This window comes from Clostridium sp. (genome assembly GCF_047777555.1).
GTDB lineage: Bacteria > Bacillota > Clostridia > Clostridiales > Clostridiaceae > Clostridium_H.
The window spans coordinates 454,280-474,749 of the sequence record NZ_JBKEEV010000001.1 but is presented as its reverse complement, the minus strand read 5'-3'; the positions used below and the strand labels follow the sequence as shown (position 1 = coordinate 474,749).

The 20,470-nt window shown below is 29.5% G+C and carries 21 protein-coding genes and 2 pseudogenes; 22 read left to right on the top strand and 1 reads right to left on the bottom strand.

What is annotated here, in order from left to right:
• Positions 1–7: 7 nt before the first annotated feature.
• The 10 genes from ftsY (at position 8) to ACFWTK_RS02340 (ending at position 6,799) form a co-directional block, all read left to right on the top strand.
• Positions 8–919 carry a signal recognition particle-docking protein FtsY gene (gene ftsY / locus ACFWTK_RS02385; protein ID WP_415874539.1) on the top strand — a complete coding sequence of 304 codons (912 nt, stop codon included), beginning with the start codon at positions 8–10 and terminating at the stop codon, positions 917–919.
• 75 nt (positions 920–994) lie between these two features.
• Positions 995–1,342, top strand: coding sequence for a putative DNA-binding protein (locus tag ACFWTK_RS02380; protein WP_415874538.1), 348 nt, complete (start codon positions 995–997; stop codon positions 1,340–1,342).
• 10 nt (positions 1,343–1,352) lie between these two features.
• Positions 1,353–2,708 carry a signal recognition particle protein gene (ffh, locus tag ACFWTK_RS02375; protein WP_415874537.1) on the top strand — a complete coding sequence of 452 codons (1,356 nt, stop codon included), beginning with the start codon at positions 1,353–1,355 and terminating at the stop codon, positions 2,706–2,708.
• 28 nt (positions 2,709–2,736) lie between these two features.
• Positions 2,737–2,994 carry a 30S ribosomal protein S16 gene (rpsP, locus tag ACFWTK_RS02370; RefSeq protein ID WP_415874535.1) on the top strand — a complete coding sequence of 86 codons (258 nt, stop codon included), beginning with the start codon at positions 2,737–2,739 and terminating at the stop codon, positions 2,992–2,994.
• A gap of 19 nt (positions 2,995–3,013) precedes the next feature.
• Positions 3,014–3,241, top strand: coding sequence for a KH domain-containing protein (locus ACFWTK_RS02365; protein WP_061857472.1), 228 nt, complete (start codon positions 3,014–3,016; stop codon positions 3,239–3,241).
• An 82-nt stretch (positions 3,242–3,323) separates the two neighbouring features.
• Positions 3,324–3,812, top strand: a complete 489-nt coding sequence (gene rimM, locus ACFWTK_RS02360) for a ribosome maturation factor RimM (protein ID WP_415874534.1) — start codon at positions 3,324–3,326, stop codon at positions 3,810–3,812.
• The gene (trmD, locus tag ACFWTK_RS02355; RefSeq protein ID WP_415874533.1) at positions 3,809–4,522 is read left to right on the top strand and encodes a tRNA (guanosine(37)-N1)-methyltransferase TrmD; all 714 of its coding nucleotides are present in this window, start codon (positions 3,809–3,811) and stop codon (positions 4,520–4,522) included. The genes rimM and trmD overlap by 4 nt, the downstream gene beginning before the upstream one ends.
• Before the next feature lie 170 nt (positions 4,523–4,692).
• Positions 4,693–5,040, top strand: a complete 348-nt coding sequence (gene rplS, locus ACFWTK_RS02350) for a 50S ribosomal protein L19 (protein ID WP_415874532.1) — start codon at positions 4,693–4,695, stop codon at positions 5,038–5,040.
• Between the two features lie 86 nt (positions 5,041–5,126).
• Complete coding sequence (gene ylqF / locus ACFWTK_RS02345; protein ID WP_415874531.1) at positions 5,127–5,969, top strand: ribosome biogenesis GTPase YlqF; 843 nt, start codon at positions 5,127–5,129, stop codon at positions 5,967–5,969.
• Positions 5,970–6,007: 38 nt separating this feature from the next.
• Complete coding sequence (locus ACFWTK_RS02340) at positions 6,008–6,799, top strand: ribonuclease HII (protein WP_415874682.1); 792 nt, start codon at positions 6,008–6,010, stop codon at positions 6,797–6,799.
• A gap of 53 nt (positions 6,800–6,852) precedes the next feature.
• Here ACFWTK_RS02340 and ACFWTK_RS02335 read toward each other — a convergent pair whose 3' ends face one another.
• Entirely contained in the window at positions 6,853–7,221 is a 369-nt protein-coding gene (locus ACFWTK_RS02335; RefSeq protein ID WP_415874530.1) for a YraN family protein, read from the bottom strand.
• A gap of 190 nt (positions 7,222–7,411) precedes the next feature.
• On the opposite strand from ACFWTK_RS02335, the gene ACFWTK_RS02330 reads away from it, so the two are divergent.
• From ACFWTK_RS02330 to rseP, 12 genes and pseudogenes are all read left to right on the top strand, one after another.
• Complete coding sequence (locus ACFWTK_RS02330; protein ID WP_415874529.1) at positions 7,412–8,932, top strand: YifB family Mg chelatase-like AAA ATPase; 1,521 nt, start codon at positions 7,412–7,414, stop codon at positions 8,930–8,932.
• Positions 8,933–8,950: 18 nt separating this feature from the next.
• Positions 8,951–10,030, top strand: coding sequence for a DNA-processing protein DprA (gene dprA / locus ACFWTK_RS02325; RefSeq protein WP_415874528.1), 1,080 nt, complete (start codon positions 8,951–8,953; stop codon positions 10,028–10,030).
• Positions 10,031–10,101: 71 nt separating this feature from the next.
• Entirely contained in the window at positions 10,102–12,177 is a 2,076-nt protein-coding gene (gene topA, locus ACFWTK_RS02320; RefSeq protein WP_415874527.1) for a type I DNA topoisomerase, read from the top strand.
• A gap of 212 nt (positions 12,178–12,389) precedes the next feature.
• Positions 12,390–13,169 carry a GTP-sensing pleiotropic transcriptional regulator CodY gene (gene codY, locus ACFWTK_RS02315; RefSeq protein ID WP_415874526.1) on the top strand — a complete coding sequence of 260 codons (780 nt, stop codon included), beginning with the start codon at positions 12,390–12,392 and terminating at the stop codon, positions 13,167–13,169.
• Between the two features lie 232 nt (positions 13,170–13,401).
• Positions 13,402–14,103 (top strand): 30S ribosomal protein S2, encoded by a 702-nt coding sequence (gene rpsB / locus ACFWTK_RS02310; protein WP_415874525.1) that lies wholly within the window; start codon positions 13,402–13,404, stop codon positions 14,101–14,103.
• A gap of 30 nt (positions 14,104–14,133) precedes the next feature.
• The gene (tsf, locus tag ACFWTK_RS02305) at positions 14,134–15,051 is read left to right on the top strand and encodes a translation elongation factor Ts (RefSeq protein ID WP_415874524.1); all 918 of its coding nucleotides are present in this window, start codon (positions 14,134–14,136) and stop codon (positions 15,049–15,051) included.
• Between the two features lie 116 nt (positions 15,052–15,167).
• Positions 15,168–15,878 (top strand): UMP kinase, encoded by a 711-nt coding sequence (gene pyrH / locus ACFWTK_RS02300; protein ID WP_415874523.1) that lies wholly within the window; start codon positions 15,168–15,170, stop codon positions 15,876–15,878.
• Positions 15,879–15,895: 17 nt separating this feature from the next.
• Positions 15,896–16,453 carry a ribosome recycling factor gene (frr, locus tag ACFWTK_RS02295; RefSeq protein WP_415874522.1) on the top strand — a complete coding sequence of 186 codons (558 nt, stop codon included), beginning with the start codon at positions 15,896–15,898 and terminating at the stop codon, positions 16,451–16,453.
• An 89-nt stretch (positions 16,454–16,542) separates the two neighbouring features.
• Positions 16,543–17,307, top strand: coding sequence for an isoprenyl transferase (locus tag ACFWTK_RS02290; protein ID WP_415874521.1), 765 nt, complete (start codon positions 16,543–16,545; stop codon positions 17,305–17,307).
• A 12-nt stretch (positions 17,308–17,319) separates the two neighbouring features.
• Entirely contained in the window at positions 17,320–18,120 is an 801-nt protein-coding gene (locus tag ACFWTK_RS02285; RefSeq protein WP_415874520.1) for a phosphatidate cytidylyltransferase, read from the top strand.
• A 139-nt stretch (positions 18,121–18,259) separates the two neighbouring features.
• Positions 18,260–19,418: pseudogene (gene dxr, locus ACFWTK_RS02280) on the top strand (1-deoxy-D-xylulose-5-phosphate reductoisomerase).
• A gap of 30 nt (positions 19,419–19,448) precedes the next feature.
• Positions 19,449–20,460, top strand: a pseudogene (rseP, locus tag ACFWTK_RS02275) (RIP metalloprotease RseP).
• The last annotated feature ends 10 nt before the right edge of the window (positions 20,461–20,470 follow it).

Below are 20,470 nucleotides of genomic sequence, written 5' to 3'. Positions count from 1 at the left end.
AGATAATATGTTAGGAAATCTATTTGATAAGCTAAAGAACGGATTAACAAAAACTAAAAATAATTTTACTGAAAAAGTAGCGGAGGTTTTAAATTTAGCTATAAAGATAGATGAGGAGTTATATGAAGAGCTAGAAGAAATATTAATAACTGCAGATATAGGTGTTGATACATCTATGGAGATTATTGAGAAAGTAAAAGAAAAAGTGAAAGAAAAAAAAGTAAAAGATCCAAAAGAAGTTTATACTTGCCTTAAAGAAGTCCTAATTGAGATTTTAGGAGAGGAAGAGAATGCAATAAATATTGAAAACACTCCAAAAGTGTTTTTAGTAATTGGTGTTAATGGGGCAGGAAAAACTACATCCATAGGTAAGATTTCATATAAGTTAAAAAACAAGGGATATAAGGTTATTATGGCCGCAGCTGATACTTTTAGAGCCGCAGCTATTGATCAATTAGAGGTTTGGAGTGATAGGGCAGGAGTAGATATAATAAGACATCAAGAAGGAGCAGATCCTGGAGCTGTAGTATTTGATGCAATACAGGCTTCGAAGGCAAGAAAAGCAGATGTTCTAATATGTGATACTGCAGGAAGACTTCATAATAAGAAAAATTTAATGAATGAATTAGAAAAAATTAATAGAATAATTGATAGAGAATATAGTGAAGCATCAAAGGAAACCTTGCTTGTATTAGATGCTACAACAGGACAAAACGCTCTTCAACAAGCTAAACAATTTACGGAGGTATGTCCTATAAATGGAATTATATTAACTAAGTTAGATGGCACTGCAAAAGGTGGAGTAATAATATCAATAAAACACCAATTAAATATTCCTGTTAAGCTTATAGGAGTAGGAGAAGGAGTAGAGGATTTACAGGAATTTAATACAAAAGATTTTGTAGAAGCATTATTTTAAAAAGTGTTAAGTAAAAATACTTGACACCTATAAAAAACTTTGATATTATATCTTTTGTCGATAGTTGGTGATTATATGGAAGACAGAATAAGAATATCAATACTTATGGATTATTATAAAGAACTTTTAACTGATAAACAAAAAGACATAATGGAGCTTTATTATAATCAAGATTTGTCTTTATCAGAAATATCAGAACTTACAGATACAAGTAGACAGGCGATACACGATTTAATAAAAAGATGTAATAAACTGTTAATGGATTATGAGTGTAAACTGAAGCTTGTAGAAAAAAGTACTAAATTAAGGAAGATTAAAGCGATAATTGTTGAAAAAATCAATAGACTTGAAGAGCAAAGCGATAACGATACGTTTAAAAGTTGTCTACAGGAAATAAAGAATACTATAGTTGAAAATATTTAGGAGGATTAAGATGGCATTTGAAGGATTAGCGTCAAAACTTCAAGATACCTTAAAAAAGTTAAAAGGTAAAGGTAAGCTATCCGAAAAAGATATAAAAGAAGCTATGAGAGAAGTTAAGTTGGCTTTGCTTGAAGCTGATGTTAACTATAAAATAGTTAGAAACTTTATAAAGAGCACAGGAGAAAAGTGCCTTGGTAAGGAAGTAATGGAAAGTTTAACTCCAGGTCAACAGGTTATTAAGATAGTTAACGATGAACTGAAGGAATTAATGGGAAATACAGAAAGTAGAATAGAATTTTCTCCAAAAGGACTAACTGTTATTATGTTGGTAGGACTTCAAGGCGCTGGTAAAACTACTATGGGAGGTAAACTGGCTCTTGAGCTAAGAAAAAAGAATAAAAAACCTTTATTAGTCGCATGTGATGTTTATAGACCAGCTGCTATAAAACAGCTTCAAGTAGTAGGAAAACAGATAGATGTACCTGTTTTTTCTATGGGAGACAAAGTGAACCCTGTAGATATAGCAAAAGCTTCTATAGAGCATGCTAAAAATAATGATTTAAATGTAGTCATTATAGATACAGCTGGAAGACTTCATATAGATGAAGAACTAATGGCTGAACTAAAAAATATAAAAAGTGCTGTAGAGCCAAATGAAATATTATTAGTTGTAGATTCAATGACTGGTCAAGATGCTGTTAACGTTGCAGAAAGTTTTAATGATATATTGGATATAACAGGAGTTGTACTTACAAAGTTAGACGGTGATACTAGAGGTGGAGCGGCTTTATCCATAAAGGCTATTACAGGAAAGCCCATTAAATTTGTAGGATTAGGCGAAAAAATGAATGACCTCGAAGTATTCCATCCGGATAGAATGGCATCTAGAATATTGGGCATGGGTGATATATTATCTCTAATAGAAAAAGCTCAAGAAGCTATCGATGAAGATAAGGCAAAAGAGCTAGGAGATAAAATGTTGAATCTAGAGTTTAATCTAGAGGATTTTAAGGAATCCATGGCTCAGCTAAAAAAAATGGGGCCTATGGCAAAATTACTTGAGATGGTTCCAGGAGTAAATACAAAACAATTAGAAGGCATTGACTTAAATCAAAGTGAAAAAGAATTAAAAAAAATAGAAGCAATAATTGATTCTATGACTGCAAAAGAAAGGAAAGACCCTACTTTAGTTAGTAATTCACCTTCAAGAAAAAGAAGAATTGCTAAGGGTTCTGGAACTACCGTACAACAAGTAAATAAGTTACTTAAAGATTTTCAAATGATGAAAAAAATGATGAAGCAGATGAAAAACCAGCAGAAATCATTTAAAAAAGGAATGTTTGGAAAAATTCCATTCATGAAATAGATATATTCTTTTTAAGGAGGTGAAATTAATGGCAGTAAAAATAAGATTAAGAAGAATGGGAGCAAAAAAAGCTCCATTTTATAGAGTCGTTGTTGCTGATTCAAGATCTCCAAGAGATGGAAGATTTATTGAAGAAATAGGTTATTACAACCCAGTATCAGAGCCGAAGACTATAAAAATAGACGAAGAAAAAGCTGTTCAGTGGATAAAGAATGGTGCTCAACCAACAGATGTTGTAAAGAGACTTTTCACACAAGCTGGAATAACTGAAAAGCTTTCTAAGTAATAACCAGGGGGTGTGGTAGATGAAAAATTTACTAGAAGTAATAGCTAAAGCTTTAGTTGATAACCCAGATATGGTTAGTGTAAATGAAATTGTTGGTGAACAATCAATAATTCTTGAATTAAAAGTTGCCCCAGAAGATATGGGAAAGGTAATTGGAAAACAGGGTAGAATAGCAAAGTCTATTAGAACTGTAATCAAAGCAGCAGCTGTAAAAGAAGATAAAAGGGTTGTTGTAGAAATTATCTAATTGTATATAACTAGTTTGATTTAAAAGAGTTAGGAAATTCCTGACTCTTTTTTAAAATATTTTGGAGGGAGTATAAGATATTATGGAACAGTTTTTAACTGTAGGGAAAATAATAAATACTCACGGAATAAAGGGAGAAATTAAAGTATTGCCTGCAACTGATGATGTTAGAAGATTTGAAAACTTGAAAGAGGCATATATTGATAATAATTTAATTCAAATTGAAGGCTATAAATTTCAACCAGGAAAAGTCATTTTAAAAATAGAAGGTATAAATTCTATAGATGAGGCTAAAAAGCTTAAAAATAAGTATATAAAGATACAAAGAGAACAGGCAGTGAAACTTCCTGAAGATGCTTATTACGAAGCTGATATTATAGGATGTATTGTATATGATGAAAATGGAGAAGAACTTGGAACAATAGATGAAATTATTTATACAGGAAGTAACGAAGTATACTGGATTAAAGGAAATAAAGAATTATTAATACCAGCTATCAAAGATATAATAGTTAAAGTTGATATAGAAAATAAAAAAATAATAATTAGGCCTGTGGATGTATGGCAATGAGAATAGATATTTTAACATTATTCCCTGAAATGTTCCAAGTTTTTGACTACAGCATTATAGGAAGAGCTATAAAGAACAATATAATTAAGATAAATACTCACAATATAAGAGAATACTCTACTAATAAACATAAGAAGGTTGACGATTATCCTTATGGAGGTGGTGCAGGAATGGTTATGACACCACAGCCTATAGTTGATGCTGTCAAAAGCATAAAAAAATTGAATAAAGGAAAGGTAATATTTTTAGGACCGAGAGGTAAAACTTTTAATCAAGAAATGGCAAAAAAGTTTTCCCAAGAGGATGAAATCATTTTTTTATGTGGTCATTATGAAGGTATAGATGAAAGAATTTACAAATATATAGATGAAGAAATATCATTAGGAGACTTTGTATTGACTGGAGGAGAAATGGCTTGCATACCAATTGTAGATAGTATTTGTAGACTTATTCCAGGTGTTTTGGCTTCAAGTGAAAGTTTTATGGAAGAATCATTTTATAATGGAGTATTAGAATATCCACAGTATACTAGGCCAGAGTGTTTTGAAGGAGAAAAGGTACCAGAAGTATTATTATCAGGGCACCATGAAAATATAAGAAAATGGAGAAGAAAACAGTCTCTTATTATAACAAAAAAATTAAGGCCGGATTTATTTAATAAAATATCTTTATCTAAAGAAGATAAAAAGCTAATTGATGAAGAGTTATAGATATGTAGATATTATATAAATATTTAATAATTTATTGTCAAATTATTAAATAAAATATTGATATATGTTTTTGCTTATGGTAGAATATACTTTGTGCTAGTACGGGCGGTCCTCTATCTAGTATCTATATAAGATATGAACGTCAAAAAATATTGAAGGAGGGAATGCACATGTTAGATATTATAAAATCAATTGAAGCTGAACAAATGAAAAAAGATTTACCACAATTTAACGTAGGAGATACTGTAAGAGTTGATGTAAGAATTAAGGAAGGTAATAAGGAAAGAATTCAAGCATTTGAAGGAACAGTAATTAAGAAACAAAATGGCGGAATAAGAGAAACATTTACTGTAAGAAGAGTTGCTTATGGTACTGGCGTTGAAAGAACATTCCCAATTAATTCTCCATTAGTTGAGGGAATAAAAGTGGTAAGAAGAGGTAAGGCTAGAAGAGCTAAACTTTACTACTTAAGAGATAGAGTAGGTAAAGCTGCAAAAGTTAAAGAAATAATTAGATAAAAAATGGGACTAAACAGTCCCTTTTTTTATATTCTGAATATAATAACATACATAAAATGATATTAAAAAGAGGAGGAATGAGAATCTTGCCAATAAATTGGTTTCCTGGCCATATGGCTAAAACAAGAAAAGAAATAAAAGAAAACTTAAAATTTGTAGATGTTGTTATAGAAATTAGGGATGCTAGAATTGTAAGATCTAGTTCTAATCCTGATATTGATGATATATGCAGAAATAAACCTAGGATCATTTTATTAAACAAAAGCGATCTTGCAGAAGATAATATAACTAAGCAATGGATAAATAAGTTGTCTACGGACTTAGTAAAAGTTACAAGTGTTAATAGTATTAATGGTAAGGGATTAGGTAATATAAAACCTATTATAAATAGTTTGTTAAAAGAAAAACATGACAAACTAAGAGAAAAAGGACTAACCAATATAACTACACGTGCTATGGTAGTTGGCATACCTAATGTAGGAAAATCTTCGTTTATAAACAGAATGGCAAATAATAATAGAGCTAAAGTTGGAGATAAGCCAGGAGTAACACGAAGCAAGCAGTGGATTAAAACTAATATTGGAATAGAACTTTTAGATACACCAGGAGTTCTATGGCCAAAATTTGAGGATGAAGAAGTTGGATTAAATTTGGCTTTTACAGGAGCTATAAAAGATGAAATAATGGATATTGAAACATTAGCATTTAAGCTTATAGAAAGACTTCAGAAGGATTATCCTGACAGATTAAAACAAAGATATAAGTTGGAATTTTTAAGTGAGGACACTCTTGAGAATATGAATAACATAGGAAGGAAAAGAGGGGCAGTCATATCAGGTGGTAATATAGATTATAATAGGGTATCAGTTATGATTTTAGATGAATTTAGAGGAGGTAAGTTAGGAGCTATTTCTTTAGAAAGGCCGTGATGTGAGTGATTAATATTGATAAGTTACAAATAGATAAAATGAAATCTGAAGAAGTAAAAAAATATGTTTCTTATATTTTAAAAGAAGAGAATGGAGATTTGAATTATATAGAACTAGTAAACAATCTAAAAAATGACAGCAGAAAAACTATTCAAAAGCTAGGAGATATCGTTTATAAAAACTTTGAAAATAGGAAAAATGAAATTCTGAGAGTAAAAAATATGTATGATTTTGATAGAAGTTTTGGAGTACAAGGATATGTTGCTGGAGCTGACGAGGTCGGTAGAGGACCTTTAGCTGGGCCTATAGTTGCTTCTTCAGTTATATTAAATTTAAATTATGAAAATGATAAGGATTTAATACTGAAAATTAATGATTCAAAGAAATTATCACCTGATACTAGAAAAGAACTTTCTTATATAATTAAAGAAAAAGCTGTTAGTTACTGTATTTCAGAATTAGATAATTTAGAGATAGACAATAAAGGAATTGCATGGTGTAATAATGAAGTTTTAAAAAGAGCAACAATGAACTTAAAAGTACAACCGACCTTAGTTTTATCAGATGGATATAGTATAAAAAACTGTAATATAAAAAATGAATTTATAATAAAAGGCGACGCTAAAAGTGCCTCTATAGCTTGTGCGTCTATAATAGCAAAAGTTTATAGAGATGATTTAATGAAGGAATATGCGGCTTTGTATCCTGAGTATGGGTTCGAAAAAAATGCGGGATATGGCACAAAAACTCATATAGAAGCTATAAGAAAATTTGGATATACACCTATACATAGAAAGAGTTTTCTAAAAAATATACTTAGTATGGTTTAAAAATAAAATCACTATGATAAGATAAAACAAGTATCATAGTGATTTTATTGAACTCAAAAGGCATTTTCTATTAAGTTTAAACAATAAGAGTCATTCAAATTATTAAAAAACACTTCTATTACATCAAATCTAAAATCCAAATTTTTTAAATTATTTACCATTATGTAGAATTCAGCTGCAGCCTTTATTCTTTTTATTTTTCTATATGTTATAGCTTCAAAAGGAAAACCATATGAGGAAGTATATCTGCTTTTGACTTCTGTAAAACATATTCGATTATCGCTCTCAAGCATACTTATTATATCAATCTCACCAAGTTTACATTTAAAATTTCTATTTAGAATTTTATATCCTAAGTTTGATAAATACTTTACAGATAAATCTTCGCCGTAATCACCTATATTTTTGTTATAGCATTTCATAAAATCACACTCCAAAATAAGTTATCTTTAGATTTTATCCATTAATTATATTTATAATTCATTTATTTTGAAATATTTAATTTACATAATAATTATTATGTAAATTAAATTAAAAATGTAAACCAAAAATTTTAGTATTAATAATTATATAAACATTAAATATGTCAATAATCTCATAAGAGGTGATTATATGGCAATAAAAATTAATTCAGCTACTTTTATAGGTGTTAATGGTACAGTAATTGATGTAGAAATTGATATTACAAATGGATTTCCTTCATTTAATATAGTAGGATTACCAGATACTTCTGTGAAAGAGTCTAAAGAAAGAGTAAGATCAGCTATAATAAATTCTGGATTTGATTTTCCATTAAAAAGAATAACTGTGAACTTAGCACCTGCAGACTTAAAGAAAGAAGGGTCTCTATTAGATTTACCTATAGCTTTAGCCATATTAGTAGCTACTAATCAAGTATCTGATAAAAATATAGAAAAGTTTCTATTTATGGGAGAATTATCGCTGTTAGGAGAACTAAAAAGAATTAAAGGTGCTCTGCCAATCGTAATTGATGCTGTAAATAAAAACATCTTAAAGTTTGTAATTCCGTTAGAGAATGCAGAAGAATGTGGAGTTGTTAAAGATGCGCAAATATATCCATTTGAAAACTTAAAGCAGGTAGCGGAATTTTTAACATATGGTGATTTAATGCCTTATAAATGTCAAAATGTAATTACATCTACTAACTACAATTATGATTTTAGTGATGTATTAGGTCAAGAAAGTTGTAAAAGAGCTATAGAAGTAGCGGCTGCTGGAGGACACAATATTATAATGTATGGTCCACCAGGATGTGGTAAGACTATGATAGCAAAAAGAATACCTACAATACTTCCTAAGTTGAGTTATGAAGAAGCTTTAGAGGTAACAAAAATATATAGCATATCCAATAAAATAGATAAATTGGATGGACTCATAAAAGATAGACCTTTTAGGAGCCCTCATCATACCTCATCTCAAATTTCGCTAGTAGGAGGAGGAAATAAGCTTATTCCAGGGGAAATTTCCTTGGCTCATAATGGTGTTTTGTTTTTAGATGAAATATTAGAATTTAATAAAAGGGCTTTAGAGGCTTTAAGACAGCCACTTGAAGATAAGTTTGTAAATATATCAAGGGCTAATGGCAGTGTCAAGTATCCTGCTAATTTTATGCTTGTTGGAGCCATGAACCCTTGTCCGTGTGGATTTTATGGTAGTAGAATAAAGAGCTGTACATGCAGCGATCATGACATAAAAAGATATATAAATAAACTTTCAAAACCATTATTAGATAGAATAGATATGTTTATTGGAGTTAATCCTGTTTCTTACAGAGATTTAAACTGTAAAAGAGTTAGTGAGACGTCTAAGTGCATTAGAGAAAGGATTGAAGCAGCGAGAAAAATCCAAAAAGATAGATTTAACAACGAAGCGATATATTGTAATGCTCAAATGAACGACAAGTTACTGAAAAGATACTGCAAACTTGATATGCAAGCAGAATCAATAATTGAAAAGATTTATGAAAAATTTAAGATAAGTGCTAGAGGCTATAGTAGAATATTGAAAGTATCAAGGACTATAGCAGATTTAAAAAATAGAAATAATATTTCTAAAGAAGATGTAATAGAAGCTTTACAATACAGAAAATTTCTAGATAAAAATATTGTATAGACTATAAGGAGAGAGAATATGAACGATTATGAGATTTGGTATGCCTTATCAAAATTATCTTATATCACTAAAAATAAGTTGCTAAATAGTTTTAAAAACGTGGAAAATATATGGTATTATAGTATGAACGATGAACAAAATGACTGTATGAGTAATGAAACTAAAATTATATTAAGAAAAGCCTGGGATATAGAAAAGATTAATCATATAAAAAATATCATAATAAATGGGGGTATAGGAACAGTTACAATAACAGATGATCTATATCCTAAAAGATTAAAGAAATATGATGATTCACCATATATGCTGTTTTTTAAAGGAGATATAAAAAGTTTAAATAAAAAGCATAATGTAGCTGTAGTAGGTTCCAGAAAATGTACTAGTTATGGTATAAATGTTACTAATATAATAGCTCAGCATATGTGCCAAAACGATATAAATATAATTAGTGGAATGGCTAAAGGAATAGACACTGCAGCACATAAAAAATGTGTAGAAAACAATTCTTATACTTGTGCTGTTTTGGGCAGTGGGATCGATATTATTTATCCTAGAGAAAATTTAAATTTAGCTAAAGATATAGTTAATAACGGATGTATCATATCTCAATTTATTCCAGGAACTAGCCCTTATCCTTATAATTTTCCTATAAGAAATAAGGTTATAAGTGGTTTAAGTGATGTTGTAATTGTAGTAGAAGCTGGAGAAAAGAGTGGATCCTTAATTACAGCTGGATCAGCACTAGATCAAGGTAAAGATGTTATGGCAGTTCCAGGAGATATTTTTGCAAATCAAAGCAAGGGAACAAATAAATTAATAAAAGATGGTGCATATGTTTTAACATGCGTGGAAGATATCTATGATATTTTAAAAATAGACAAAGTAAATTCTATTGTAGATGATAATAAAAAAATGAATCCAAGTGAGAAAATAGTGTATGATAGTATAAAAAGTTCTCCAATACATTTTGATGAGGTTTTAAGAATAACTAAGATTGACATAAAACAATTATATGAGGTATTATTTGAATTGCAGCTAAAAGATGAAATAATGTGTTTGAGTGGAAACTACTATGTAAGGAATAATAAAAAAATTTAAAGCTAATATAATAGTGTTAAAGTCTTTAAAGTCGTTTATTATAAAGAACCTAAATTAACGGAGGGGATAGTATGGGTCAGAAATTAGTTATAGTAGAGTCTCCAGCAAAGGCTAAAACTATAGGAAAATATTTAGGAAAGAATTATATTGTAAAAGCTTCCATGGGACATATTAGAGATTTGCCAAAAAGTCAATTAGGAGTGGATATAGATAATAATTATAACCCTAAATACATAACAATAAGAGGCAAAGGAGAACTGCTAAATACATTAAAAAAAGAAGCTAAAAAAAGCGAAAAGGTGTTTCTTGCAACAGACCCTGATAGAGAAGGAGAAGCTATATCATGGCATCTTGCCACAGCTTTAAAAATAAGTGAAAATGATAAATGCAGAATCGAATTTAATGAGATAACTAAAAATGCTATAAAAGCTGCTATAAAGAAGCCAAGGCAAATTAATTTAAACTTAGTAGATGCACAGCAGGCTAGAAGAGTTTTAGATAGATTAGTAGGATATCAGATTAGTCCAATATTGTGGAGAAAAGTCAAATGGGGTTTAAGTGCTGGAAGGGTACAGTCTGTGGCTCTAAAGATGATATGTGATAGAGAAGATGAAATTAAAAGATTTGAGCCTAAGGAATACTGGACTATTGAATGTGAATTAAAAAGTGAAGAATCTAAAAAAACGTGTATTGTTAAGTTATACTCTAAAGATGGCAAAAAATTAGAAATAGCTAATAAAGAAGAAAGTATAAAAATCATAGAAGAACTTGATAAAGGTCAATATGTGGTAAAAAGTATAAAGAAGTCATTAAAAAATAGAAAGCCTTTACCACCTTTCACAACAAGTACTTTCCAACAGGATTCTTATAAGAAGTTGAATTTTTCTACGAAAAGATCTATGTCTATAGCACAGCAATTATATGAAGGTATAGATATAGAAGGACTTGGAACAATAGGGTTGATAACTTATATGAGAACAGACTCTGTTCGTATATCTGAAGAAGCACAAAAAAGTGGAAAAGAATTTATTTTAAATAATTTTGGTGAACAGTATGTTCCTAAAACAACTAGAAGTTACAAAGGCAAGAAAAATATACAAGATGCTCATGAAGCTATCAGACCAACTTATATAGAATTAGATCCTGAAAAAATTAAAAATAGTTTAAAACCAGAGCAATATAAAATATATAGCCTAATATGGAAAAGATTTATTGCTAGTCAAATGGCAGATTGCATAATGAATACTATGTCTATAAATGTTGAAAATGGACCATATATGTTAAAGGCTACTGGCTCTAATATTAAATTTGATGGATTTATGAAAGTTTATAAATATGAAGTAGATGAAGAAGACGAAAACATAAAATTCCCAGAATTAAAAGAAAGAGAAATACTTATAAAAAGTAATATAGAAGGTAAACAACATTTTACTCAACCGCCATCTAGATTTTCTGAGGCAACCTTAGTAAAGACCCTAGAGGAAAATGGAATAGGTAGGCCTAGTACCTATGCTCCTATTGTTTCTACTTTAATAGATAGAAAGTACGTTGAAAGAGAAAAGAAAACTTTAGTGCCTACAGAACTTGGATTTATTGTAAATAATATTATGAGTGAATATTTTAAACAAATAGTAGATGTTGAATTTACAGCGGAAATGGAAAATAAGTTGGACAGCATAGAAGAAGGACAAGAGAACTGGAAACAGGTTGTAGATGAATTTTACATGCCATTGAGAAAGTGTATAGAAATAGCAGAAAAAGAGATTGCTAAAATTACAATAGAGGATAAGGTTACAGATATAAAATGTGATAAGTGCGGAAGAAATATGGTAATAAAACAAGGAAGATTTGGTGATTTTCTAGCTTGTCCTGGCTATCCAGAATGTAAAAATACTAAACCAATAATAGAAGAATTGGATGTGCCTTGTCCTCTGTGTAATAGTAAAATTGTATTAAGAAAAAGCAGAAAAGGTAAAAAATTCTATGGATGTAGTAATTATCCAGAGTGTAAATTTGTAAGTTGGTTTGAACCAGTTGATAAAAAATGTCCATCATGTGGAAGTTTTATGGTGAAAAGGCAAAACAAGTCTCAAGGTGAGTATATTGAATGCTCAAACAAAGAGTGCAAATTCAAAATAAAAGAGTAAAATTATATTATTTTGGAATACTAAATTTAATAAAAAATGATAAGTTTAGTGCAAACGTAAAATAAAATTCATGTCGAATTTAATAAAGATAATGTTGAAATCTATTTTGTACTATGCTATTATATTTTAAGTAGTTGCAACAATTCTAAATATTTAAAAAATAATAAAAATTTGCTTTGCAACTAAAAATGTATCAAAAAGGAGAGGTACAAATGGCTTCAGAATTATTGAACAAGATACGAAGGCTTAATAAAATACTGCAAAAAACAGGAGCTGAACCAGTTGTATTCGATGATATTTGTGCTTCGCTTAGCGAAGTCTTAGAATGCAATGTTTATATAATAAGTAGAAAAGGTAAAATATTAGGATATGAATTCTTTAAAGATGCAGAATGCCAGAGTGTTAAAGAAAAAGTATTAAACGAAAAAAAGTTTCCTGAAAATTTTAACTCTAAATTATTAAGTATTCATGAGACTATAGCTAACATAGAGAATGAAGGAAAATCTTCCTTTGATGAAACTAAACCAGCAGAAATGGAAGGAAAACTTTCTACTATTGTTCCTATTGTTGGCAATAGAGAACGACTAGGAACTTTATTTCTTACAAGATTTGAAAAAAGTTTTACCGATGAAGATTTAGTTTTAGCCGAATACAGTTCAACTATAGTAGGATTAGAAATATTAAGATCTAAAAGCGACAAACTTGAAGAAGAAGCGAGAAAGAAAGCAGTAGTACAACTTGCCATAGGAACATTATCCTATTCAGAGCTAGAGGCTGTAGAACATGTATTTAATGAATTAGATGGCAATGAGGGATTATTAGTTGCTTCTAAAATAGCTGATAAAGTTGGAATCACTAGATCGGTAATAGTAAACGCATTAAGAAAATTTGAAAGTGCAGGTGTAATCGAATCTAGATCTTTAGGAATGAAAGGCACTCATATTAAAATATTAAATGACAAGCTGTTAGATGAATTAAAAAAGATAAAATAGGAAAATATATAAAATAAAGGATAGAGATAACTCTATTCTTTATTTTATACTATGCTTATTTTTTAATAAAATAAAACTTTTTTTATATTTTTTTGTTGAACGCTATTATTTCATGTGATATACTACATAAGGATGAAAAACACACATTGCTTATTTTATGGAATGGTGCCTGTTATATAAGGTTTTCCATAATAGAGCAATGGAGGTAAAAACCAAACAGGAGGTAATATTAATGTCAGTAATTTCAATGAAACAATTATTAGAAGCAGGTGTTCACTTTGGACATCAAACAAGAAGATGGAACCCTAAAATGGCTCCATATATATTCACAGAAAGAAATGGTATATATATAATTGACTTGCAAAAAACTGTGAAAAAAGTTGAGGAAGCTTATGAATTTATTAAAAATGTTGTTGCAGATGGAAAGGAAGTTCTATTTGTAGGAACTAAAAAGCAAGCTCAAGAAGCTATACAAGAAGAAAGTGTAAGAGCTGGAATGTATTTCGTTAATAGCAGATGGTTAGGCGGAATGCTTACAAATTTCAATACTATAAAGACAAGAATAAACAAATTAGAAGAATTAGAAAGAATGGAAGAAGATGGAACATTTGAAGTTCTTCCTAAAAAAGAAGTTATAAAATTAAGAAATGAAAAAGAAAAATTAGAAAGAAATCTTGGTGGAATTAAGAATATGGATTCAAATAACATAGGTGCTATGTTTGTAGTTGATCCAAGAAAAGAAAAAAATGCTATAGCAGAAGCTAAAATTCTTGGAATTCCAGTTGTAGCAATAGTTGATACAAACTGTGATCCAGATGAGGTTGATTATGTAATACCTGGAAATGACGATGCTATAAGAGCTGTAAGACTAATAACTGCTAAATTAGCAGATGCTATAATTGAAGGAAAACAAGGTGAACAATTAGCTGAATAATTTAAATTAAACTTGTTAGGAGTGATATACATGATTACTGCAGGAATGGTTAAGGAATTAAGAGAAAGAACTGGCGCAGGAATGATGGACTGTAAAAAGGCTTTAACAGCATCTAATGGTGATATGGAAAAAGCTATAGAGTTCTTAAGAGAAAAAGGTTTGGCTGCAGCAGCTAAAAAGGCAGGAAGAGTAGCTGCAGAAGGATTAGTTGTAACTTATGTAACAGATGATAATAAAACAGCTGTTGTTTTAGAAGTTAACTGTGAAACAGATTTTGTTGCTGTTAATGATCAATTTATTAACTTTACAAATTCCATTGCAAAACAAATAGCTTCTTCAAATGTAACAACTGTAGATCAATTGCTTGAAGAAAAGTTTATAAACGATTCTAATATAACAGTTAAAGAAGCTTTGACTGCTTTAATAGCAAAAATAGGCGAAAATATGAATATAAGAAGATTTGAAAAGTTAACAGTACAAAATGGAGTTATTAGCAGCTATATCCACGGAGATGGAAAAATAGGTGTATTAGTTAAACTTAATTGTGAAAAAGAGGACTCTTCTTTACTTCAACTTGGAAAAGATTTGGCAATGCAAGTTGCAGCAGCAAATCCATTATTTTTAGATGAAAATAGTGTTGATCAAGAAGCACTTGATAAGGAAAGAGAAATTTATAGAGTTCAAGCATTAAATGAAGGAAAACCAGAAAAAATAGTTGAGAAAATGGTTGAAGGCAGAATAAAAAAATATCTTAAAGAAGTATGTTTAGTTGACCAAGTTTGGGTAAAAAATTCAGACTATACAATAAAGAAATTACTTGAAGAGAAGTCTAAACAAATAGGTTCTCCTATATCAATTGACTCATTCGTTAGATATGAAAGAGGAGAAGGTATAGAAAAGAAAGAAGAAAACTTTGCAGAAGAAGTACAAAAACAGATCGGTAAATAATAATAAATAAAAGTTAATAAAGAGAGAACACGTAGTGTTCTCTTTTTTTAAAATTATAACGAATATTGTAATATAAAAAACTGTAATTTTTGGAATTTTGGAGGTATAATATTATTATGAGTCCATCTAAATATAAAAGAATAATGCTTAAACTTTCAGGAGAAGCTTTAAGCGGAGAAAAAGGATTTGGAATTGATTTTAATGTAACAAAAAGAATCGCTGAGGAAATAAAAGAACTTGTAGACATGGGAATAGAGGTCGGTGCTGTAGTAGGCGGTGGCAATATTTGGCGTGGTAGAAATGGAGAAGAAATGGATAGGACTACTGCTGATTATATGGGAATGTTAGCTACATGCATAAATGCTCTTGCGTTGCAAGATTCTTTAGAAAATATAGGAGTTAATACAAGGGTTCAAACTGCTATTGAGATGCGTGAGATTGCTGAACCTTTTATAAGAAGAAGAGCTATGAGACATTTAGAAAAAAAGAGGGTTGTTATATTTGCAGCAGGAACAGGAAACCCATATTTTTCTACGGATACGACAGCTGCACTAAGAGCAGCTGAAATTGAAGCAGATGCTATTTTACTTGCCAAAAAGGTAGATGGGGTTTATGATAAAGATCCTAATAGATTTGATGATGCTAAAAAATTTGATAAACTTACATATATAGAAGTTTTAGAAAAGGGCTTACAGGTAATGGATTCTACAGCTACTTCTCTATGTATGGACAATGATATCCCTATCATAGTTTTTGGACTTGATGAACCAAATAATATTAAAAAAGTAGCCTTAGGTGAAAAAATTGGTACTATAGTATCAAAATAATAAAGGGAGGTAATATAATGACAAAAGATATCATAAATAAATCCCAAGAAAAGATGGAAAAGACTCTTGCAGTTTTAAAAAAGGAACTTGCGTCTATGAAGGCAGGAAAGGCTAACCCATCTATGCTTGACAGGATTACTGTAGAATACTATGGTTCTCAAACTCCTATTAATCAATTATCTAATATATCTTCTCCAGAGCCTAGAGTATTAATGATCCAACCTTGGGATAAAAACTCTATTAAAAGTATTGAAAAAGCTATACTTCAATCAGACTTAGGGTTAAATCCTTCAAATGATGGCTCAGTTATTAGACTTATCATTCCAGAACTTACTGAGGAGACAAGGAAGCAAATCGTTAAAAAGGTAAAAAAAGCAGGAGAAGATGCTAAAATTGCTATAAGATCTATAAGAAGAGAAGCTAATGATAAAATCAAAAATTTAAAAAAAGAAAATCAGATTACAGAAGATGAGGCTATAGATGCTGAAGATTCTATTCAAAAAACTACTGACAAATATGTAAAAAAAATTGATGATGTTGTTGATATGAAAGAAAAAGAAATAATGGCGGTTTAAGTTATATAAAAAACATAGAAGTTTTAAAATACCTGCGAAAACGCAGGTATTTTAAAACTTTTATAAATAATTTGAATGGAGTAGTTAGTATGATAAACTTTTTAAATTTCAATAATAAGAGAAAAGACTTTTCTAATATAGACATTGATTTGAAGCGTATTCCAAAGCATATTGCTATAATAATGGATGGAAATGGTAGATGGGCAAAAGAAAGAAAAATGCCTCGAACGCTAGGACATAAGGCTGGAGTTGAAACTATAAGAGATATAGTTAAAGAATGTAGTAATCTAGGGATAAAATATCTCACTTTATACGCATTTTCAACAGAAAATTGGAAACGACCTAAGGATGAAGTTAATGCACTTATGAAACTTCTAATTGAATACTTGAAGAGCGAAATTGCAGAATTAGATGAACAAAATGTTGTTGTAATGCATATAGGAGATATATCTAAGCTTCCTCTAATTTGCCAAGATGAGTTAAATAAAGCATATCAGAGAACTAAACATAATAGTGGATTAGTTTTGAATCTTGCCCTTAACTATGGTGGAAGAAATGAATTAGTACATGCAATAAAAGGAATAGCACAAGATATAAAAAATAATAATTTAAAAATAGAATCAATAAATGAAGAACTAATATCCAATTATTTATATACTAAAGCACTTCCTGATCCAGATATAATAATAAGAACAGCTGGAGAGCAACGATTAAGCAATTTTTTATTATGGCAGTGTGCATATTCAGAATTTTGGTATACTGATGTAAAGTGGCCTGATTTTAAAAAAGAAGATCTAAGAAAAGCTATATATGATTATCAAAATAGAGATAGACGCTTTGGCGGGTTAAAATAGGAGTGAACAGATATGGATAAACGATATTTAGGTGCATTAATCTTATCACCATTGATTGTAGTATTATTTTTAGGTGGCATATACCTTAAGTTTCTTGTAATGATCCTGTCTTTATTTGGAATGTATGAATTTTTTAGTATTGCTAAAAAAGATAATATAAGACCATTAAGTATTATTGCATATATTTTATGCATAATTTACTATATCTTTTTTATAGACAATAATATAAATTATAGTATGATATTTTCTGCTGTAATTATATCTATATTCATGATGCTTTGCATACCTGTTATTAATGAAAAATATAATTTTATAGACATTTCTATCACAATTTTAGGTTATATATATATATCGATTTTTTTTAGTTTCATAGTACTTATAAATGGAAAAGACTATGGAGAATATTTAGTTTGGCTTGTTTTTATATCTTCTTGGATGTGTGATACAATGGCGTATTATGTTGGTAAATATTTTGGGAAAAATAAATTATGTCCCAAAGTTAGCCCTAAAAAAACAATTGAAGGTTCTATAGGAGGATTGATTGGAAGTACTCTTTCATGCGGCATATATGGAGTTATTCTGAATAAAATTGGGGTCAATATACCTATTTTTAATTTTTTTCTAATAGGACTATTCAGCGGACTATTTTGTCAATTTGGAGATTTAGCGGCTTCATCCATAAAAAGATATGTAAATGTTAAAGATTATAGTAATTTAATTCCAGGCCATGGTGGCATATTGGATAGATTTGATAGCATACTTTTTTCATCAGTTATAGTATATTATTATATATCAATCGTAATAGGAATCTAGTTATAATTATATAATATCAAACTATTATAATTAGGGTGCTGTTTTATACTTATTAACTATAATAATTTAAAAGCGTTTTGTATTATATATTAATGAATGAAGTAATAATATTTTCTGTTTAGAATAGGAGTTTATATATATGAAAAATGTAAGTATTTTAGGTGCTACTGGTTCAGTAGGTACTCAAACTTTAAGTGTAATTAAAGAACAAAGTCATAAATTTAAATTAATTGCTTTTTCTTCCAATAAAAACTATGAAAAAACTATTGAAATAATAAAGAAATTTAATCCTAAATATGTTGCAATTAATGACAAAAATACATTCGAAAAAACCAAAGAATATTGTAATATAAACAATATTAAAATTAATGTATTATATGGAATGAAAGGATTAACAGAAATATGCACATTAGATGAAGTTGATATAGTAGTTACATCCATAGTTGGTATGATAGGTCTTGTACCAACATTAGAGGCTATAAAGGCAGGTAAAGATATAGCATTAGCTAATAAAGAAACCTTGGTTTACAGGCGGAGAATTAGTTATGAAAGCGGCTAAGGCCTATGGAGTTAATATACTTCCAGTAGATTCTGAACATTCTGCCATATTTCAATGCCTTCAAGGAAATAAATTTAATTCTATAAATAGAATTTTACTTACCGCTTCTGGAGGTCCATTTAGAGGAAAAACTAAAGAAGATTTAGTTGCTATAACACCAGAACAAGCAATAAAACATCCAAAGTGGAATATGGGGAAAAAAATTTCTATAGATTCTTCAACACTAATTAACAAAGGATTAGAGGTTATAGAAGCTCATTGGTTATTTAGTATAGATTATAATTGTATACAAGTTGTAATACATCCAGAAAGTATAATTCACTCTATGGTAGAATATAAAGATGGAAGCGTTATGGCTCAGTTAGCTAGCACAGATATGAGACTTCCTATTCAATATGCTCTTAATTATCCCAATAGAGAAGAGAGAATTGTAGATAGATTAGACTTTTATAAAATTAAAAATCTGACATTTGATGAACCAGATTTGAAAAACTTTAAGGGGCTAAAGATATCTTATGAAGCTGGAAAAGCTGGAGGTATAATGCCAACAATTTTAAATTCTGCTAATGAAGCAGCAGTAGATTTGTTTTTGAATAGAAAGATAAGTTATTTGCAGATAATAGATTTGATTGAAGAGTGTATGAATAAATTTGAGAATAAAAAGATTTTAGATTTACAAGATATTTTGGATGCAGAAAATAAAGTAAGAACTTTTATAAATAATAAATATAAAATTTAAGAGGAGGGGAATGTTTTTTTGCAGATTATATTGAATATTTTAGTAGTTATTTTGGCCTTTAGTATTTTAATAATAATTCATGAATTAGGCCATTTTGCTTTAGCGAAGTTCAATGGAGTAAAAGTAGAAGAGTTTGCTATAGGTATGGGACCAAAGGTGTTTGGAATTCAGGGAAAAGAGACATTATATTCTATAAGAGCAGTTCCTATAGGTGGATATGTAAAAATGTTGGGTGAAGAAGAAGAAAGTTTAGATGAAAGAGCTTTTACTAATAAATCACCTCTTAGAAGATTAAGCATAGTAGCTGCTGGGCCTATAATGAATTTACTTTTAGCTATAGTCTTATTTTCATTTGTGAGTTATTTGAAGGGATTTTTAGTTCCAATAGTAAGTGATGTAATCCCTCAAAGTCCAGCTATGAAAGCTGGAATAAAGAGCGGAGACAAGATAACTAAGGTTAATAATCACAGTATCTCTACTTGGGAAGACTTTGTGACACAGATTAACATTGCAAAAGGAAATACTATAAATATAACACTAATAAGAAATTCTGAAGAAAAATCTTTTAAAAATAAAACCTGTAAAGAATAATAAAGATAATAGCTATATGGTAGGAATTTATTCTACCGCAGTAGAAAAGCCATCTATATATCAATCTATAAGTTATGGATTTAAAGAAACAATTTCTACTATAAAACAGACATTTCAATCCATAGGAATGATTTTTACAGGCAAAGCATCGAAAAATGATGTAGGTGGACCTGTAACGATAATAAGGGTTACATGGGCTGTATCAAAAGCGGGATTGATAAACTTAATTGTATTTTGTGCATTTATCAGTATTCAACTAGGTATCTTTAATCTCCTACCATTTCCTGCATTAGATGGATTCTGGATATTTGTGTCTATATATCAACTCATAACTAGAAAGGAAATAGATAAAGACAAAATAGGTTTAATAAATACTATCGGGTTTGCATTATTACTTCTACTTATGATTTTAGTAACAATAAAAGATGTACTGTATCCAATCAAACTATAAAATATAGGTG

Excerpts from the sequence above, each read along its gene's own strand:
- ftsY (WP_415874539.1), top strand. The coding sequence starts at position 8 with ATGTTAGGAAATCTATTTGATAAGCTAAAGAACGGATTAACAAAAACT.
- topA (WP_415874527.1), top strand. The coding sequence starts at position 10,102 with ATGGGTCAGAAATTAGTTATAGTAGAGTCTCCAGCAAAGGCTAAAACT.
- trmD (WP_415874533.1), top strand. The coding sequence starts at position 3,809 with ATGAGAATAGATATTTTAACATTATTCCCTGAAATGTTCCAAGTTTTT.
- dprA (WP_415874528.1), top strand. The coding sequence starts at position 8,951 with ATGAACGATTATGAGATTTGGTATGCCTTATCAAAATTATCTTATATC.
- ACFWTK_RS02330 (WP_415874529.1), top strand. The coding sequence starts at position 7,412 with ATGGCAATAAAAATTAATTCAGCTACTTTTATAGGTGTTAATGGTACA.
- rplS (WP_415874532.1), top strand. The coding sequence starts at position 4,693 with ATGTTAGATATTATAAAATCAATTGAAGCTGAACAAATGAAAAAAGAT.
- ACFWTK_RS02335 (WP_415874530.1), bottom strand. The coding sequence starts at position 7,221 with ATGAAATGCTATAACAAAAATATAGGTGATTACGGCGAAGATTTATCT.
- ACFWTK_RS02290 (WP_415874521.1), top strand. The coding sequence starts at position 16,543 with ATGATAAACTTTTTAAATTTCAATAATAAGAGAAAAGACTTTTCTAAT.
- frr (WP_415874522.1), top strand. The coding sequence starts at position 15,896 with ATGACAAAAGATATCATAAATAAATCCCAAGAAAAGATGGAAAAGACT.
- rimM (WP_415874534.1), top strand. The coding sequence starts at position 3,324 with ATGGAACAGTTTTTAACTGTAGGGAAAATAATAAATACTCACGGAATA.
- rpsB (WP_415874525.1), top strand. The coding sequence starts at position 13,402 with ATGTCAGTAATTTCAATGAAACAATTATTAGAAGCAGGTGTTCACTTT.
- ACFWTK_RS02340 (WP_415874682.1), top strand. The coding sequence starts at position 6,008 with ATGAAATCTGAAGAAGTAAAAAAATATGTTTCTTATATTTTAAAAGAA.
- codY (WP_415874526.1), top strand. The coding sequence starts at position 12,390 with ATGGCTTCAGAATTATTGAACAAGATACGAAGGCTTAATAAAATACTG.
- ACFWTK_RS02285 (WP_415874520.1), top strand. The coding sequence starts at position 17,320 with ATGGATAAACGATATTTAGGTGCATTAATCTTATCACCATTGATTGTA.
- rpsP (WP_415874535.1), top strand. The coding sequence starts at position 2,737 with ATGGCAGTAAAAATAAGATTAAGAAGAATGGGAGCAAAAAAAGCTCCA.
- pyrH (WP_415874523.1), top strand. The coding sequence starts at position 15,168 with ATGAGTCCATCTAAATATAAAAGAATAATGCTTAAACTTTCAGGAGAA.
- ACFWTK_RS02380 (WP_415874538.1), top strand. The coding sequence starts at position 995 with ATGGAAGACAGAATAAGAATATCAATACTTATGGATTATTATAAAGAA.
- tsf (WP_415874524.1), top strand. The coding sequence starts at position 14,134 with ATGATTACTGCAGGAATGGTTAAGGAATTAAGAGAAAGAACTGGCGCA.
- ffh (WP_415874537.1), top strand. The coding sequence starts at position 1,353 with ATGGCATTTGAAGGATTAGCGTCAAAACTTCAAGATACCTTAAAAAAG.
- ACFWTK_RS02365 (WP_061857472.1), top strand. The coding sequence starts at position 3,014 with ATGAAAAATTTACTAGAAGTAATAGCTAAAGCTTTAGTTGATAACCCA.